A 17440-nucleotide genomic window follows, 5' to 3' on the forward strand; every position below is an offset into this window, starting at 1 on the left:
GGAAACAAACGGGAAGCAAACGGGAAGCAAGCGGGAAGCAAGCGGGAAGCAAGCGGGAACACGCAGGAGCGAAGCATGAGCAACACAAGCGCAGCACTCGACGTCATCACCTACGGTGAAGCGATGGCCATGTTCGTGGCCGCCGAAACCGGCGCACTTGCCGGTGTCGGGCAATTCACCAAGCGCGTCGCGGGCGCCGATCTGAATGTGGCGATCGGCCTGTCGCGACTGGGTTTCAAGGTGGGCTGGATGAGCCGGGTCGGCAACGATTCGTTCGGCCAGTACGTGCGCGACACGCTGACGAAAGAAGGCATCGACCAGCGCTGCGTCACTACCGACGAGCGCTACCCGACCGGTTTCCAGTTGAAATCGAAGAACGACGACGGCAGCGATCCGGCGGTCGAGTATTTCCGCAAAGGGTCGGCGGCGAGCCACCTGTCATTGGCCGACTACGCGGCCGATTACGTGCTGTCGGCGCGTCACCTTCACCTGACGGGCGTAGCGCCGGCCATTTCGGCGAGTTCGTGCGAACTTGCTTTCCACCTGGCGCGAGAAATGCGTGCCGCAGGCAAGACGATCTCGTTCGACCCGAATCTGCGTCCGACGCTGTGGCCCTCGCGCGCCGCGATGGTCGAAGGGCTGAATGCGCTTGCCGCGCTGGCCGACTGGGTATTGCCCGGCATCGGCGAAGGCGAGATTCTGACCGGCTATACGCAGCCCGACGATATCGCCAGGTTTTATCTCGATCAGGGCGCACGTGGCGTGATCATCAAGCTCGGCGCCGAAGGCGCGTACTTTCGCACCGCCGACGATGCCGCCGTGATCGCCGGCCAGCCGGTCGCGAAGGTCGTGGACACGGTGGGCGCGGGCGATGGTTTCGCGGTCGGCGTGGTCAGCGCGCTGCTCGAAGGCAAGGCGCTGCCGCAAGCGGTCGCGCGCGGCAACCGGATCGGCGCGCTGGCGATCCAGGTGATCGGCGATTCGGAGGGCCTGCCGAGCCGCGCCGAACTGGACGCGCTCGAACTGGCCGACGCGCCGCGCGTCGTCACCGCGGCGTGAGCGCGGGGAAGCGTGCCGCATTTGGCGCATCCCGCGCTATTCAGTATTAGCTGGCTCGACAAAGGAGACTTCCATGACCTCATCATCGCTTGCGATTCGCCGTTGGTGGACGATCATGCCGATCGTATTCATCACGTACAGCCTGGCTTACCTCGACCGCGCGAACTTCGGTTTCGCGTCGGCCGCCGGCATCAACCAGGATCTCGGCATTAGCAAAGGACTCTCGTCGCTGATCGGCGCGTTGTTCTTTCTCGGTTATTTCTTCTTTCAGATTCCCGGCGCGATTTACGCGGAACGTCGCAGCGTCAAAAAGCTCGTGTTCTGGAGTCTGGTCCTGTGGGGCGGATGCGCGGCATTGACCGGCATGGTCAGCAATATCCCCTCGCTGATGGTGATCCGTTTCGTGCTCGGCGTGGTCGAAGCCGCGGTGATGCCGGCAATGCTGATTTTCATCAGCAACTGGTTCACGAAGAGCGAGCGCTCGCGGGCCAATACCTTCCTGATTCTCGGCAATCCGGTGACGGTGCTGTGGATGTCGGTGGTATCGGGCTATCTGGTGCACTCGTTCGGCTGGCGCCATATGTTCATCGCCGAAGGCGCACCCGCGATTATCTGGGCGGTGTGCTGGTGGTTCATCGTGCAGGACAAGCCGCAGCAGGTCTCGTGGCTCACGCAGCAGCAAAAGGACGACCTCGCCGAAACCTTGCGCGCCGAACAGGCCGCGATCAAACCGGTGCGCAACTACAGCGAAGCGTTCCGCACGCCCGCGGTCATCAAGCTGTGTGCACAGTATTTTTGCTGGAGCATCGGCGTGTACGGTTTCGTGCTGTGGCTGCCGTCGATCCTGAAGAACGGTTCGACGCTCGGCATGGTCGAAACCGGCTGGCTCTCAGCGCTGCCGTATCTGGCGGCCACGATCGCGATGCTTGCGGCTTCGTGGGCATCGGATAAACTCAACCGCCGCAAAGTGTTCGTGTGGCCGTTCCTGCTGGTCGGCGCGATTGCGTTCGCCGCGTCGTATGCGCTCGGCTCCACGCACTTCTGGATTTCGTATGCGCTGCTGGTGATCGCCGGCGGTGCGATGTATGCGCCGTACGGGCCGTTCTTCGCGATCGTGCCGGAGTTGCTGCCGAAGAACGTTGCGGGCGGCGCGATGGCGCTGATCAACAGCATGGGTGCGCTCGGTTCGTTCGTCGGCTCATACGTGGTCGGCTATCTGAATGGCGCGACCGGTTCGCCCGCGGCATCGTATGCGTTCATGAGCGTGGCCTTGATTGCCGCGGTGATTCTGACGTTGATCGTCAAGCCGCAGCCGCAGACACAGCCGCTGAATCAGGCCGGCAAGCTCGCTACACCGTTGCAAGGAAAATAGGCAGATGAAGAAGATCGTCGCATGGAAGTCGTTGCCCGAGGATGTGCTCGCGTATCTGCAGCAGCATGCGCAGGTCGTGCAGGTCGACCCTGCGCGGCACGACACGTTTGTCGCCGCGTTGAAGGACGCCGACGGCGGCATCGGTTCGAGCGTGAAAATCACGCCGGCGATGCTCGAAGGCGCGAGCCGGCTAAAGGCGTTGTCGACCATCTCGGTGGGCTATGACCAGTTCGATGTGGCCGACCTCACGCGCCGCGGCATCGTGCTTGCGCATACGCCGGACGTGTTGACCGAATCGACCGCGGATACGGTGTTCTCGCTGATCCTCGCGTCGGCGCGGCGCGTGGTCGAACTGGCGGATTGGGTGAAGGCGGGGCAGTGGAAGCACAGCATCGGCCCCGCCCATTTTGGCGTCGATGTGCAAGGCAAGACACTCGGTATCGTCGGGCTGGGACGGATCGGCGGCGCGGTCGCGCGGCGTGCGGCGCTCGGCTTCAACATGAAGGTGCTGTACACGAACCGCAGCGCGAATGCGCAGGCGGAACAGGCTTACGGCGCGCGCCGTGTCGAGTTGGCGGAGTTGCTTGCCACCTCCGATTTCGTTTGCCTGCAGGTGCCGCTCACGCCCGAGACGAAACACATGATCGGCGCAGCCGAACTGAAGTCGATGAAAAAGAGTGCGATCCTGATCAACGCTTCGCGCGGCGCCACGGTCGATGAACAGGCGCTGATCGAAGCCCTGCAAAACGGCACGATTCACGGCGCGGGTCTTGACGTGTTCGAGACCGAGCCGTTGCCGGCCGATTCGCCGCTGCTGAAAATGGCAAACGTGGTCGCGCTGCCGCATATCGGTTCGGCGACGCACGAGACCCGTCATGCGATGGCGCGCAATGCGGCGGAAAACCTCGTCGCGGCGCTCGCGGGTACGCTCGCGACCAACATCGTCAACCGCGACGTGTTGAAGTAATGAGTACGACGCCCCTTGCCGCCACGCGCCGCGCGACGATTACCGACGTCGCGCGTGAAGCCGGCACTGGCAAGACCAGCATCTCGCGCTACCTGAATGGCGAGATGAGCGTGCTGTCGCCGGAATTGCGCGCGCGCATCGAGGCGGCCATCGAACGTCTCGACTATCAGCCGAACCAGATGGCGCGCGGCCTCAAGCGTGGCCGTAATCGTCTGATCGGCATGCTGCTCGCCGACCTGACGAACCCGTACAGCATCGAAGTGTTGCAAGGCGTGGAAGCCGCTTGCCAGGCGCTCGGGCTGATGCCGCTGATCTGCCATGCCGCCAACGAAGTCGAAATGGAGCGGCGCTATCTGCAACTGCTGACCACGTATCGTGTGGAAGGCGTGATTGTCAACGCGCTCGGCGTGCGCGAGGAAACCCTGCGGCCGGTGGGTGGCGGGGGAATTCCGGCGGTGCTGGTCGACCGTTCGGTGGAGGGGCTCGTCGCCGATATGGTCGGGCTGGACAACCGGGCGGCGGCGGAGCTCGGTACGCGGCACCTGCTCGAGCATGGTTTCGACGATATCTGGTTTGTCGTGCAGCCCTTCGAGCAAGTCAGTTCGCGGCAACTGCGCGAGGCGGCCTTTCGCGAGGTGATGCGCGGTGTGGCTGGCAAGGACGAAGGCGGCAAGGGCGGCGCGCGTGGGCATACGCTGGTGCTGAATCTTGCGGACCCGGAAGCCGTCGAGCATGCCCTCGCCGAACTGGACCGCGCAATCGATGCGGCTGGCAGATCTGATGGGGCCGTGGCCAACGCCATCGATAACGCCATAGATAACGTCTCAAGCAGCAGCGTCGGCAAACCCGCCCGCATCGCCTTGTTCGCGGCCAACGCGCCGGTCGCGCTGTGCCTCGCCCTTCATCTGAAAGCGCGCTATGGCGCGGATTGGCAGGCGCGCGTCGCGTTGCTGTCGATCGACGATCCCGAATGGGCCGAATTGACCGGCGTGACCACGATCCGCCAGCCGACCTACGAGATCGGCTACCGCGCCGTCGAGTTCCTCCATGAGCGCATCGAAGGGGTTCAAACCACCGCGCGCGATTGCCTCTTGCCAGGCGAATTGATCGTCCGTGCGTCAACTTCGCGCTGATCTGCGATCATTCGGGCTGCGGCGCGCAGCGGGTGCGGGCCGGTCATCGCAAGGAAACTCATGGTTGTTGCACCGCTTACCCTCTCGAGCCTCACCGTTGCGACCCTGTTCGTCGCCGCCTTACCGTTCCTGATCTATCGCCGTTTGCGTCGGCCGCTCGCGCTGAAACCCCGTGACGCGATCACCGGCATCGCCATCTTCGCGCTGTTCGCGATGGTGATCGAGCGCGCGCTGAACGACTACGTGCTCCATCGGAACGAAGCGAGCGCCACCTTTCTGTCCAATCCGCTGGCCTTCGTGGTGTATGGCGCGCTGGTGGCGGGCGTCTGCGAAGAAGTGGGGCGTTTCATCGGGATGCGTCTATTGCTCAAGCGCGCCGCAGCGAGGTCCGCGTCTGCCGCAAACACGGGTGACGGCACCGCGCTGACCTATGGCCTCGGCCACGGTGGCGCGGAAGCCTGGCTGGTCGGCGTGCTGGTGCAGATTCAGTGGATCCTGTTCGCTATCTTCGAAAATCGCGGCGAACTGGACGGCTATCTGAGCAATCTGCCGACCGACTCGGTGATGCGCATCCACCTGATCCTCGCCAGCCTGACGCCGCAGACGGCGGGCATTTTCGCGCTCGAACGGGTGGCTGCGCTGGTGTTCCAGATCGGTTTGTCGGTGCTGATGTGGCGCGGCCTGCGGGCGGGCTGGCGTGGCATCCTGCCGCTCGCGATTCTGCTGCATGCGTTGGTCGACGTGCCGGCTGCGTTGTTCCAGGCGCAACTCGTGCCGCTCGCCGCCGTGGACGGGGTGTACGCGCTAGGGGCGCTGATTGTCGTGGGCCTGCTGTTCAGAGTGTTCCGCCGCCCGGCGGCTGCCGCGTGAAGCAGTTGGCGTGAGCCGGCTGTTACACAGTCGCTTCGTGATTCTTTAACTTCCGGCGTACCCTTGCGGTACGCCGTTCAGGCTCATCCTTTCGGCACATCTCATGGAAGAAGCTTACCAATACGACTGCGCGAATCCCGAGTTCGAGGAGTTGGCGCGTGTCATCAGCGATCTGTTTCCGGAGCAGACACAGTTTATCCAGCGTGCGAGCGAAGACGGCACGCCGACCCTGGCGATTCACTGGGTTGCCATGCGTTTCGGCGCGACTGCGCGCCGCATCGAGATGACCGTGGTGATTGCACCGACAGCGCTGGCGCGTTATCGCGCGTTGCCGGCACGACTGCGTGGCCGGAGTTTCGCGGTGTTGCGGGCGTATGTCGAAGCGAGCCTCGGCTCGCTCGAAGAACAGTATGCGAACGGCGAAGCAGTGGCGCGCGATGTGACGGTGGATCTCGGCGACGAGTTTGCCTGAAATGGTCGACTCAAGTCGCCCGGATCATGCGCCGGCGGGCGGCCCCGAGTGCGCCTCGCTTGCCGCGCTCAGCTTGCCGCAAACTCAATCGGCGAGCCGATAGACCTTCGCGAAGCGTGCGGCCTGCACTACACCGTAATCACCCGGTGCGTATTGCATGATCCAGTCGCCGGCGGCGCCTTGCAGCACATCGCTTCCGCTTGCCGAGCGGGCTAGCGAAAACGCTTCGTTCATTTGTTTGGCAAGCACGACGGCAGGGCGGTTGCGGTATGCGCCCGGTTCGCCATGAGCGAGGGCGGCGTTTTCCGGCAGGTATTTGGCGTCGAAGCGGTCGCGCGAGACGACCCAGCGGTCGCCGGTCGAGCCGGTGATCAGCGCGTCGCCGGGAGCGTAGCGGTTCGGGCCTTCCAGGCTCATCAGTTCGCCTTCGGCAGCGGCGAACTCGACGTTCACGGTTTCGTTCTTGACGACGCGCTGGGCGTCGGCATCGTTATTCAGATCGAGATTTTTGAGTTCGGTCATCAAGCGAGTGGGTGTAGAGAGATTGACAGCCGCGCCGGGACTTTGCGTCTCGACGCCACTTACTCGCAATCATGCCAGATGCATCTGAAGATCGGCTTCTTTTGCCGTTGAGAGTAGCCGGGCTTATTCTCGAAGGCGAAAGAACTGAGCGCACGGCGCGCAAACACGCGCCGTGCGCAATCAAGCTGGCCTGCGGTGAAGCTGCTCAGTGGCGTTACTCAGTGACGTTACTCAGTGACGTCACCCAGTGAAGCGCTGAGGGCTTCACAATCGCATCACTCAGCCGCCGCCGGCGCCTTCCTGGCACCCTTGCCATGATGACGGGCGCCGCTTTCAGGGCCGCCCTGGTGGAACGTCGCGTCGGCCAGCTTCTTCTGTTCCGGCGAGAAGCTGGTGTACAGCGGATCGAACGCGTCGACCAGTTTCTTCATGCCGTCCGCATGTGCCTGGGCGATCTCCGCATATTGCTTCATGTCGTCGAGCGCCGACAGGTTCGTGGCAGCCTTGCGCTGCTGGAACAATTGCCCCATCGTCTGGCCATTGTTGCGCATGACGTCGGCGAAAGCGTTCCACTGGGTTTCCTGCTCAGGCGTGATCTTCAGCTTGGTGTGCAGGAAAGTGATGCGGTCTTCGACATTGCGCTCGTGGCCGGCTTTTGCGGCGGGTGCCGAGGCGCTGGCCGGCGCCGAAGCCGGCGCGGAAGTTTGTGCGAATGCGCCGCTCATGGCGACTGCGGTGGCCAGCATTACGAGTGCTTTTTTCATCGAAACTCCTGATGTCTGTTCGAATTGGGACTAGGCGAGCATGGCGAGCGGCCTAACGTGCATCGGCATGGCGACGCAAGGCGACCGGCTGCCCACTTCGCCGTCGCCGCTATTAGTATCACGATATCCCTACACTGCGGTTGCAGTGCGACAAACGCTTACAACCGAAACGAACAGGAAATAGCGGGTGGACAAATTCGTCAGCATGGAAATCTTCGTCGCGGTGGTCGAAGCGGGCAGTCTCACGGCGGCGGCCGAACGATTTGACATTTCGTCGGCGATGGTGGGCAAGCACATCCGCTCGCTTGAAACGCGGCTTGCGACGCGGTTGCTGACGCGCACCACGCGCCGCCAGAGTCTGACTGAGATTGGCCGGCACTATTACGAGCAGTGCCGGCGCATTCTGGCCGACGTCAAGGAGGCGGAGTCTGCCGCCGAGGCAATGGCAGCCGCGCCGCGCGGGGTGCTGAAAGTGACGGTGCCGCTGACCTACGGCGTCGAAGTCTTTGCCCCGGCGATGACCGACTACCTGAGCGCCTGGCCGGACGTGAGCCTCGAACTGGATCTGTCGAATCGCGTGATCGATCTGGTGGAGGAGGGCTTCGACGCGTCGGTGCGAATCGGTCATTTGCCGGATTCCAGTTTCGTCGCGCGGCCGTTGAAGCCTTACCGGATGCGCGCCTGCGCTTCACCGGCCTATCTGGCGCGAGCCGGCATACCGCGCACGCCGGCCGACCTGACGCAGCACGAATGCCTGGGTTTTCTGCATTGGGGCCGCGAGGGCCTGTGGCGGCTAGGCGGCGAGAGCGCGGACGAAAACCAGTTGCGGGCCGGACGGTTCCGGGCCAACAACGGCCAGGCGCTCAAGGTGGCCGCCTTGCGCGGCTTCGGGCTGGTGTTGCAGCCGGAGGCGCTGCTCGCCAGAGAGATTGCCAGCGGCGAACTGGTGTCGGTGCTGGAAGACTATTTGCCCGAGGGTGCGCCCGTTCATCTGGTCTATCCGCGTGATCGCCGTGCCACGCCGAAGCTCACCAGCTTCATCGACTTCTTGATCGAGCGATTCGGCGCGTGATCCTTCCGGGTTCTTCCGCCGGCCGCCCGATGCCCGATACCCACAATACGCGCGATAATCCGCTCCACGCCAGACCAACTTCTAGCCCCCGATGAGACCTCCGCGCCTCGACCAACTCGACGAACTCGACCGCAACCTCGTGGCGGCGCTGCAAGCCAACGCCCGTGAAAGCGTCGCCAATCTCGCGCGCCAACTGGATGTGGCGCGCACCACCGTGATCGCCCGCATCGCGCGGCTCGAACGCAGCAACGTAATCGGCGGCTATAGCGTGCGGCTCGGCCAGGATGTGCTCGACTCGAGCATCCAGGCCTACGTCGGCATCATCATCGCGCCGAAATACGGACCTGCCGTGCAGAAGCGTCTCGGCAAGATGCCCGAGGTGCAATTGCTCTGCGCGGTGAGCGGCGAGTTCGATTATGTCGCGTGGCTGCGCGCCGATTCGCCCGACCGCCTCAACGATCTGCTCGACGAGATCGGTGGCCTGGAAGGCGTGGAGCGGACCACCACGTCGATCATTCTGGCGCGCAAGATCGACCGCGGCATGGTGTGATCTGCTGCCTGATTTTTACGCCGTTTTGACACGTTTTCGACATATCGACTAATTGTCTCGTCATAACGTCGAAAATCATGGTCATAGCGCAGCATTTTGCGCGTATGAACTGTTTTTGCTTCTCCCTAAACTGTGTCTCAAGGGTTCAGCCCGCCGGGCGCCGCGCCTTAAGCGCAGCGCACTTCCCAAGCTGGAGACAGCAGACAGAGAATAAGGAGAAGCGCATGAAAGTAGCCATTGTTGGCGCAGGTTTGATCGGTCACACCATCGCCCATATGTTGCGCGAAACTGGCGACTACGACGTTGTCGCGTTCGACCGCGATCAACATGCGCTCGATAAGCTCGCCGCCCAGGGTATTCCGACCCGCCGCGTCGATTCCGCCGACGCGGCCGCCCTGCGTGCCGCCATTCAAGGCTTCGATACGCTCATCAACGCGCTGCCGTATTACCTGGCGGTGAGCGTGGCTTCGGCCGCCAAGGGCGCGGGCGTCCATTACTTCGATCTGACCGAAGACGTGCGCGCCACTCACGCAATCCGTGAAATCGCCGACTCCGCCGATCACGCCTTCATGCCGCAGTGCGGTCTGGCGCCGGGTTTCATCGGCATCGCCGCGCACGAACTGGCGAACCGTTTCACCGAAATCCGCGACGTCAAGATGCGCGTCGGCGCGTTGCCGGAGTTCCCGACCAATGCGCTGAAGTACAACCTGACGTGGAGCGTCGACGGCCTGATCAACGAGTACTGCCAGCCCTGCGAAGCGATCCGCGACAGCCGCACGCAGTGGGTGCAGCCGCTCGAAGGCCTCGAACACTTCTCGCTCGACGGTACCGAGTATGAAGCCTTCAATACGTCCGGCGGCCTGGGCACGCTATGCGAAACGCTGGCGGGCCGGGTCGAGTCGCTCGACTACAAGTCGGTGCGCTATCCGGGCCACCGCAACCTGATGCAGTTCCTGCTGGAAGACCTGCGTCTGGCGAGCGACCGCGATACGCTCAAGACCATCATGCGCCGTTCGGTGCCTGCGACCGCGCAAGACGTCGTGCTGGTGTTCATCACCGTGAGCGGCATGCGCGATGGTCAACTCGTGCAGGAAGTCTTCACCCGCAAGATTTTCGCGAAGACGGTGTGCGGTGTGCCGATGAGCGCGATCCAGATCACCACGGCCGGCGCGATGTGCGCGGTGCTCGATCTGTTCCGTGAGAAGAAGCTGCCGCAAAGCGGCTTCGTGCGTCAGGAACAGGTGTCGCTGCGAGACTTCCTTGCGAACCGCTTTGGCCAGTTGTACGAAGGGCAGTCGCTGGATGCGATGGCAACGGTGTAAGCGGCAATCACCGCACTGAGGTTTCAGATAAGGCTCAAAACCGGGGGCCGTGCGACGCCGCGGCAGTGACTGCCGCGAGCAACGCAAGTAGCACAACCAACGCAAGCAACGAAAAAAGCCTCATAGAAGGCCGCGTTATGAACGACAACGCCCCGCATTGCGGGGCGTTGTGCCGTTTGAAACGCCGGTATTAACCGGGCTGCTGCACCGGTCACTACACAGGTAACGGCGGCATCCCCGACGACGCATGCGGCTCGCCCACCAGTTGTGCGAGCAACGCTTCGTAATCCGCGCGGGTGGGCGCGGTGTTGTCGAACATCAACAGGTCGTCGCAAATCTTGCCGCCCGGCACGAAGCGGCGCTGCCGATACTCGTCCCAATGCGCGAGTTTGTAGGCATCGTTCGGATTGCCGCGATCGACGATACGCTGATGCGCAGTCTCTTCCGATGTGGTGATCCACACCACCCGCAGTGTGACGTCCGCGCCGATGCCGAGCCAGGCGCGATCGAACAGGCGCCGCTCGCGCACTTCGCGCGACAGCGGCCCGACCACCAGCGCGCTGACACCGATCTCGAGATTGTCGCGGGCGGTGTCGAGCAGGCCGCGATACTCGGGGTCGCGCAGGTGCTGGAGGAAAAGCGGGCTGTCGCGGTCGTTCGGGTCGCCCGTCAGCATGCCCATGGCGGCCGCGCTGTAGCCGCCGAACAACGTATCTTTGTCGAGCAGGCAGAAGGGCGACGAACTTGCCTGCATGAGTGGGCCGATCAGTTTCTTCGCCAGGGTGGTTTTGCCGGTGCCTGCGTGACCGCAGAAGAAAACCAGATGCGTCACGAAGGCCTGTCCTCGGGCGCGGCGGGCGGGGTGCCGGCGACTTGCGGATCACGCGCGAATTTACCGCTGGCCTCGAGCCACATCACATTGATGATGCCGAAGCCCAACGCCACGCCAATGCCGAGAATCCAGGTGAAATACCACATTGCAGTCTCCTTGATCGCAGGTCCGGCGCGGCGGACGGTGAAGCGTTACGCATAGCCGGTACAGAGAAGCAAACTTGAGGGCAAACAAAGGTAACACGCGGCGGATCCGAGGGTAAATCCGCAGCGCGCGGCGCCCACAGCGCCGCACTTTGCAGCGATCATGAAGAAGAACGCGGTCGGGTGCAAGAGGGTGCATGGCGTTTTGGCGCTTCGGCGCTTCAGCCAGGATCTGTGGCCAGGCGCTGCGGCCAGCAAGGCGCAATGCGCCTATAACAGGAACAGCATCACCCGCAACACGGCCAATAACACGATCAGCGACACGGGAGACCCAGCATGCCGATGCGCCAGCACTTCCACTGCAAAGCCGCGCTGCTCGCGCTGGCTGTCGCGTCGCTCGCCGGTTGCGCGTCGACTCCGGCCGAACCCGTGGCGTTCAAGGAGGTGCCGCAAACGCGCATCGTCCAGCCCGGTTACACGCAGCCCGGAACCGGGCTGGTCGCCGTGGACGTGCGGCGCGAACGTTCCCGCGACGTGATTGTCCGGTTCCGCGATGCGCTGGTGTATATCGACGGCGAGCAGGTCACCGATCTGATGAACGGCGAACATGTGGTCTTCTATCTGAGCCCGGGCGTGCATCGCATCGGCGTCTCCACCCAATTCGATCCGGTCGTGGAGATGCGCTTTACGGTCACCGCCGATACGCGCTATACGAACCACGCGTCGGTAAGCTTCGGCGACGATCATCGCATCGTTTTGCGCAGGGTTGCCCGGTAGCGCAGAGCAGGGCCTGGCGGCGCCGGCCTGCACGCGGCCACGCGGAGCTGCGCCCGCCGCCGCTGCGCGCCAGGTTTAACGCCAGGTTTAACAATTGGCTACATGATGTTCACGCAGAGCCCTTAACATGGCGGCTGTCGTGTATTCGTTTACGCGGATTGGCCGCCGCGCCTGGGTACGGCGCCAGGCCGGCCGGTCTGCTCCGTTTTCAAGGTAATCCAACATGCTGATCAATTGCGCCGCCTATCAGGACGGCAGGAAGCTGGGCGACATCGATATCGAGAACATCAGCGACTACGTGGCACGGCCCGAGTGCTTCGTCTGGGTCGCACTGAAAGACCCGGAGCCGCACGAACTGGCCGTGATGCAACACGAGTTCGGCCTGCACGAACTCGCGATCGAGGACGTGCAAAACGGCCATCAACGTCCGAAAATCGAGGAGTACGATGAGTCGCTGTTCGCCGTCATGCATACCGTGGAAATGGATGAGGCGGGCGAACTGCTGATCGGCGAGGTCGACGTGTTCGTGGGGCATAACTATGTGCTGTCGGTGCGCCGCGGCACGCGCGCCGGGTTCCAGAACGTTCGCGCCCGTTGCGAGCGCGAGCCGCAACTGCTCAAGGAGGGTTCGGCGTTCGTGTTGTACGCGCTGGCCGACGACATCGTCGATCGTTATTTTCCGATCGTCGAGGCAATGAACACGGAGATCGAAGCACTCGAAGACCGCATCTTCGAACGTAACAATTCGGCGGCCTCGCGGGCGATCATCGAGGATCTGTACTCGTTGAAACGCCGTCTCGTGATCTTGCAGCACCATATTGCCCCCTTGCAGGAAGGGATCGGCAAGCTGACGGGCGGCCGCATTCCGAGCGTCTGCGAAGGCATGCAAGCCTATTTCCGCGACGTCTACGATCATCTCCAGCGGATCGTCAAAACCATCGACGGCCGGCGCGAAATGGTCGTGACCGCGGTGCAGGTCAATCTGGGGATGATCTCGCTTGCCGAGAGCGAAGTGACCAAGCGGCTCGGCTCGTTCGCTGCGCTGTTCGCGGTGCCGACCATGATCGCCGGCATCTACGGGATGAACTTCGAGAGCATCCCCGGGCTGCATAGCAAGTTCGGCTATCCGATCTGCCTCGTCGTGATGCTGGCTGTGGATCTGGTCCTGTACTGGCGTTTTCGCAAGGCCGACTGGCTTTGACAGGCCGTCAGTCCATCGTCCCGCGAGCCTCCCCGCGGGGTTCGCGCTTGCACCGTGCACAATAAAAGTCCAGCATGGGCGGCACGCCGGTGCATCGCAACACCACGAATCGTTGACAGTCCGAAGCGGGCACGCTGAGAATAGGCCTCGCAAACGTTTGCGTGAGACTAAAAATACGGCTCGATCGCGAGCCTGAAAAATCCTGGAGATAGGCATGAGCCATCGCATTCGCCGCCGCATATTGGCGGCCGCTGTTCTCGTCACCGCCACCGCCGCTTTACCGTTTTCCTCTGCTAACGCGCAAAGCGCGCCCGCCCATAAACCGAGAGTCGCGCTGGTGATGAAGTCTCTCGCGAACGAGTTTTTCCTGACCATGGAAAACGGCGCGAAGGACTATCAGAAGCACAACGCCGCCCAGTTCGATCTGATCACCAACGGCATCAAGGACGAGACCGATACCGCGAACCAGATCAGGATCGTCGAACAGATGATCGTCTCGAAAGTCGACGCGATCGTGCTGGCCCCGGCCGACTCGAAGGCGCTGGTGCCGGTGGTCAAGAAGGCCATCGACGCGGGCATCATCGTCGTGAATATCGATAACCGGCTCGACCCGGACGTGCTCAAGTCGAAGGATCTGAACGTGCCGTTTGTCGGCCCGGATAACCGCAAGGGTGCGCAGAAGGTCGGCGATTACCTGGCCAAAAAGCTGAAGGCGGGCGACGAAGTCGGCATTATCGAAGGAGTGTCGACCACCACCAATGCGCAACAACGCACCGCCGGCTTCAAGGACGCCATGCAAACCGTGGGCGCCAAGGTCGTGTCGGTGCAGTCGGGCGAATGGGAGATCGACAAGGGCAACGCGGTAGCGTCGGCTATGCTCAATGAGTATCCAAATCTGAAGGCGCTCCTTGCCGGCAACGACAATATGGCGATCGGCGCGGTCTCGGCCGTCCGCGCGGCGGGCCGGCAGGGCAAGGTGCTGGTGGTCGGCTACGACAACATCAACGCGATCAGGCCGATGCTCAAGGACGGCCGTGTCCTCGCCACCGCCGACCAGTACGCCGCCAAGCAGGCCGTGTTCGGGATCGACACGGCGCTCAAGGCGATCAGCGAGCACAAGAAGCAGTCGCAGTTGTCCGGTGTGGTGGAAACGCCATGTGATCTGGTGACCCGATAAGCATCGGGCAACCCGTACCGGAAAGTACCGCCGGGAAAGTATCGTTAAGTATCCGGAACGACCGGATCAGGCATCGCGAGCAACACTGCAGCAAACCCGGGGACGCGGGTTAGCGCGTGCCACAGCATGTTGAATGCATGGCAAAAAACGTGCGAATCCGCGCCAATTCAATAAACGCTCAAGAAACCTGCCGGGCCGCCGTTAATTCAGAGGTAAGCGTCATGACGGTGGCTGCGCGGCGGGAGGGGCGTGGCCGATAGCGCCTGCGCATTCCGCGCATTGGGCCGGCATGACGCGTGGCTGTCGTTGGCGGCCTCATGCGAGCGAATCGCGTGAAACCGCGCCGGGAGCCCCGGAACCAGGATTGCGATGGACTCAACCGATCACGATGCGTTGCCTGCCGTGCTGTCTGTGAGCGGCATCGGCAAGACCTATGCCGAACCGGTGCTCGCCGACGTCTCGCTGTCGCTGCGCGCCGGCGAGGTATTGGCGCTCACGGGCGAGAACGGCGCGGGCAAGAGTACGCTATCCAAAATAATCGGTGGCCTTGTCGAGCCGAGCGCGGGCACGATGCGCCTCGGCGGGGCGCCGTACGCGCCGGCAAGCCGCAGCGAGGCCGAAGCGCTCGGCGTGCGCATGGTGATGCAGGAGTTGAATCTGCTGCCGACGCTGTCGGTGGCCGAAAACCTGTTTCTGAACCGTTTGCCGCAGGCGGGCGCGTTCCGCTTCGGCTGGATCGACCGCCGCAAGCTGCGCGAGGATGCGCGCCTCGCGATGGCGCAGGTCGGGCTCGATGCGATCGATCCGGACACGCTGGTCGGCGAACTCGGCATCGGGCATCAGCAGATGGTGGAAATCGCGCGCAATCTGATCGACGACTGCCGCGTACTGATCCTCGACGAGCCGACCGCGATGTTGACCGCGCGCGAAGTCGACCTGCTGTTCGAGCAGATCGAGCGGCTGAAGGCTCGCGGTGTCGCGCTGGTCTATATCTCGCACCGGCTCGAAGAGCTGGCGCGGATAGCTGGCGAGGTTGCAGTGCTGCGCGACGGCAAGCTGGTGCATGTCGACGCCATGGCGAATCTGACGAGCGATCAGATCGTCACGTGGATGGTGGGTCGGGAACTGGGCGAGCACATCGATCTGGGTGTGCGCAACATCGGCGCGCCGCTACTGAAAGTGGACCGGCTCACGCGCGGCAAGGTGGTGCGCGAGGTGTCGTTCGAGGTCCGCGCCGGCGAGATTTTCGGCGTCAGCGGGCTGATCGGCGCGGGCCGCACGGAGCTGATGCGGCTGATCTACGGGGCCGATCAGAAGGACGGGGGACGGTGTCGCTAGCCGGCGCGCCGGGTGTGGCGCCCACGCCGGTGCAGATTGCGTCGCCTTCGGACGCGGTGCGGGCCGGCATCGCGCTGATTACCGAAGACCGCAAAGGCGAAGGCCTGTTGCTGCCGCAACCGATCGCGGCCAACGTTTCGCTCGGCAATATCGGCCGGGTGGCGCGGCACGGCATTGTCGATGCGAAGCGCGAGAATGCGCTCGCGCAACGGCAGATCGATGCGATGCGGATTCGCAGTTCGGGACCGGCGCAGATTGTCGGCGAACTGTCGGGCGGCAACCAGCAGAAGGTCGTGATCGGCCGCTGGCTGGCGCGCGATTGCCGTGTGCTGCTGTTTGATGAACCGACGCGCGGCATCGACGTCGGTGCGAAGTTCGATATTTATGGCTTGATGGGCGCGCTGGCGCGTGAAGGCCGCGCGCTGGTCGTGGTGTCGAGCGACCTGCGCGAGCTGATGCTGATCTGCGACCGGATCGGCGTGATGTCCGCGGGAAGCATGACGGGGGTGTTCGAGCGCGACAACTGGTCGCAGGACGCGTTGCTGGCCGCGGCTTTTGCCGGCTACCGCAGCCGCGAAGCGCTGCTGCACACTGTCGACACCCATGAAGCAGGGAGTCTGTCATGACCGATCGACCGGCAAGTGAGGCCGCTGGCGGCACATCCGGCGCACCCGGCGCGGCGCAGGCAGGGGCAACGCTTACGCCGTCCGCCGACCCGTCCGCGTCACCGGTGCCGCCGGTGCTACCGGTGTCATCGGCAAGCGGCAAGCCGGCCGGCACGCGGCTTGGTTTTTCGAACTACCTGGGCCTCGCCGGTGCGTTGCTGGCGATGATCGTGCTGTTCTCGCTGCTGAGTTCGCACTTTCTGACCTACGACACGTTCAGCACGATCGCCAATCAGATCCCCGATCTGGTGGTGATGTCGGTGGGGATGACCTTCGTGCTGATCATCGCCGGGATCGATCTGTCAGTGGGGTCGGTGCTGGCGCTGGGCGGCTCGGTGGTGAGTGTGGCGGCGTTGAAGTGGGGCTGGGGGCCGTTGCCGGCGGCACTGCTCGGGGTTGCCGCGGCGGCGTTGACCGGCACCGTCACCGGCGCGGTCACTGTGGGCTGGCGGATTCCGTCGTTCATCGTGTCGCTCGGCGTGCTCGAAGCGGCGCGCGGCATGGCGTATCAGATGACCAGTTCGCGCACCGCGTATATCGGCGACGCGTTCGATTTTCTATCGAATCCGATCGCGCTCGGTATTTCGCCGGCCTTTCTGATCGCGGTGGCGGTCATGGTGATTGCGCAACTGGTGCTCACGCGCACGGTGTTCGGCCGCTATCTGATCGGCATCGGCACCAACGAGGAAGCGGTGCGGCTCGCGGGCGTCGATCCGCGGCCTTACAAGATTATTGTGTTCGCGTTGATGGGCGCGCTGGCCGGGCTGGCGGCGCTGTTCCAGATTTCGCGTCTGGAAGCGGCCGATCCGAACGCTGGCGTCGGCATGGAGTTGCAGGTGATCGCGGCGGTGGTGATCGGCGGCACCAGCCTGATGGGCGGCCGCGGTTCGGTGATCAGCACGTTTTTCGGCGTGTTGATCATTTCGGTGCTGGCGGCCGGCCTTGCGCAGATCGGCGCGAACGAGCCGACCAAGCGGATGATCACCGGCGCGGTGATCGTGGTGGCGGTGGTGCTGGATACCTATCGCAGCCGCCGCAAGCGGGCATGAGGGCGGCGTGAAATTGGCGGAAAGCCACGTGAAGGCGGCGTGTGAAGCAGTCAAAGCAGTCGAAGCGGGAAGTGTGGGCAGTGCGGTAGAGCGTTGCGGAAAAGCGTAAGTATTCATGGGTTTGGTCTGTCTTCGATGAAGACGTCCGGTGGGTC

16 protein-coding genes and 2 pseudogenes are annotated in these 17440 nt (G+C 63.4%); 14 read left to right on the forward strand and 4 right to left on the reverse strand.

Annotated elements, in window-relative coordinates; genetic code table 11:
* The first annotated feature begins 75 nt into the window (after positions 1-75).
* The 6 genes from GH665_RS09040 (at position 76) to GH665_RS09065 (ending at position 5873) form a co-directional block, all read left to right on the forward strand.
* The gene (locus GH665_RS09040; RefSeq protein WP_153135571.1) at positions 76-1059 is read left to right on the forward strand and encodes a sugar kinase; all 984 of its coding nucleotides are present in this window, start codon (positions 76-78) and stop codon (positions 1057-1059) included.
* A 73-nt stretch (positions 1060-1132) separates the two neighbouring features.
* The gene (locus GH665_RS09045) at positions 1133-2431 is read left to right on the forward strand and encodes an MFS transporter (protein ID WP_153135572.1); all 1299 of its coding nucleotides are present in this window, start codon (positions 1133-1135) and stop codon (positions 2429-2431) included.
* A 4-nt stretch (positions 2432-2435) separates the two neighbouring features.
* On the forward strand, positions 2436-3398 hold the full coding sequence (locus tag GH665_RS09050; RefSeq protein ID WP_153135573.1) for a 2-hydroxyacid dehydrogenase: 963 nt from the start codon (positions 2436-2438) through the stop codon (positions 3396-3398).
* Positions 3398-4531 carry a LacI family DNA-binding transcriptional regulator gene (locus tag GH665_RS09055; RefSeq protein WP_153135574.1) on the forward strand — a complete coding sequence of 378 codons (1134 nt, stop codon included), beginning with the start codon at positions 3398-3400 and terminating at the stop codon, positions 4529-4531. Before GH665_RS09050 ends, GH665_RS09055 begins: the two co-directional genes overlap by 1 nt.
* 60 nt (positions 4532-4591) lie before the next feature.
* Positions 4592-5401: a YhfC family intramembrane metalloprotease gene (locus tag GH665_RS09060; protein ID WP_153135575.1), complete on the forward strand. Its 810-nt coding sequence runs from the start codon at positions 4592-4594 to the stop codon at positions 5399-5401.
* Between the two features lie 103 nt (positions 5402-5504).
* Entirely contained in the window at positions 5505-5873 is a 369-nt protein-coding gene (locus GH665_RS09065) for a DUF3022 domain-containing protein (protein WP_153135576.1), read from the forward strand.
* A gap of 84 nt (positions 5874-5957) precedes the next feature.
* Here GH665_RS09065 and GH665_RS09070 read toward each other — a convergent pair whose 3' ends face one another.
* Positions 5958-6395 carry a PGDYG domain-containing protein gene (locus GH665_RS09070; RefSeq protein WP_153135577.1) on the reverse strand — a complete coding sequence of 146 codons (438 nt, stop codon included), beginning with the start codon at positions 6393-6395 and terminating at the stop codon, positions 5958-5960.
* A 214-nt stretch (positions 6396-6609) separates the two neighbouring features.
* Positions 6610-7159, reverse strand: a pseudogene (locus tag GH665_RS09075) (Spy/CpxP family protein refolding chaperone).
* 187 nt (positions 7160-7346) lie between these two features.
* Here GH665_RS09075 and GH665_RS09080 point away from each other — a divergent pair.
* The 3 genes from GH665_RS09080 (at position 7347) to GH665_RS09090 (ending at position 10103) form a co-directional block, all read left to right on the forward strand.
* A complete protein-coding gene (locus GH665_RS09080) occupies positions 7347-8231 on the forward strand; it encodes a LysR family transcriptional regulator (protein ID WP_153135578.1) in 885 nt (294 codons plus the stop codon).
* Between the two features lie 91 nt (positions 8232-8322).
* Entirely contained in the window at positions 8323-8781 is a 459-nt protein-coding gene (locus GH665_RS09085) for an Lrp/AsnC family transcriptional regulator (protein ID WP_046569023.1), read from the forward strand.
* Positions 8782-9005: 224 nt separating this feature from the next.
* On the forward strand, positions 9006-10103 hold the full coding sequence (locus tag GH665_RS09090) for a saccharopine dehydrogenase family protein (RefSeq protein WP_153135579.1): 1098 nt from the start codon (positions 9006-9008) through the stop codon (positions 10101-10103).
* A gap of 214 nt (positions 10104-10317) precedes the next feature.
* On the opposite strand, the gene GH665_RS09095 is transcribed toward GH665_RS09090, so the two are convergent.
* Positions 10318-10935, reverse strand: a complete 618-nt coding sequence (locus GH665_RS09095; RefSeq protein ID WP_153135580.1) for a P-loop nucleotide/nucleoside kinase family protein — start codon at positions 10933-10935, stop codon at positions 10318-10320.
* Positions 10932-11081, reverse strand: a complete 150-nt coding sequence (cydX, locus tag GH665_RS09100; protein WP_153135581.1) for a cytochrome bd-I oxidase subunit CydX — start codon at positions 11079-11081, stop codon at positions 10932-10934. Before cydX ends, GH665_RS09095 begins: the two co-directional genes overlap by 4 nt.
* Positions 11082-11414: 333 nt before the next feature.
* On the opposite strand from cydX, the gene GH665_RS09105 reads away from it, so the two are divergent.
* The 5 genes and pseudogenes from GH665_RS09105 to GH665_RS09125 all read left to right on the forward strand — a co-directional run bounded on the left by GH665_RS09105 (position 11415) and on the right by GH665_RS09125 (position 17285).
* Positions 11415-11855 carry a hypothetical protein gene (locus tag GH665_RS09105; RefSeq protein WP_028196714.1) on the forward strand — a complete coding sequence of 147 codons (441 nt, stop codon included), beginning with the start codon at positions 11415-11417 and terminating at the stop codon, positions 11853-11855.
* Between the two features lie 223 nt (positions 11856-12078).
* Positions 12079-13056 (forward strand): magnesium/cobalt transporter CorA, encoded by a 978-nt coding sequence (corA, locus tag GH665_RS09110; protein WP_153135582.1) that lies wholly within the window; start codon positions 12079-12081, stop codon positions 13054-13056.
* A 214-nt stretch (positions 13057-13270) separates the two neighbouring features.
* The gene (locus tag GH665_RS09115; protein ID WP_153135583.1) at positions 13271-14233 is read left to right on the forward strand and encodes a sugar ABC transporter substrate-binding protein; all 963 of its coding nucleotides are present in this window, start codon (positions 13271-13273) and stop codon (positions 14231-14233) included.
* 369 nt (positions 14234-14602) lie between these two features.
* A pseudogene (locus tag GH665_RS09120) lies at positions 14603-16197 on the forward strand (sugar ABC transporter ATP-binding protein).
* The gene (locus GH665_RS09125; protein ID WP_153135584.1) at positions 16194-17285 is read left to right on the forward strand and encodes an ABC transporter permease; all 1092 of its coding nucleotides are present in this window, start codon (positions 16194-16196) and stop codon (positions 17283-17285) included. Before GH665_RS09120 ends, GH665_RS09125 begins: the two are co-directional and overlap by 4 nt.
* Positions 17286-17440: the final 155 nt, after the last annotated feature.

The organism is Paraburkholderia agricolaris (assembly GCF_009455635.1).
GTDB classification, from domain to species: domain Bacteria; phylum Pseudomonadota; class Gammaproteobacteria; order Burkholderiales; family Burkholderiaceae; genus Paraburkholderia; species Paraburkholderia agricolaris.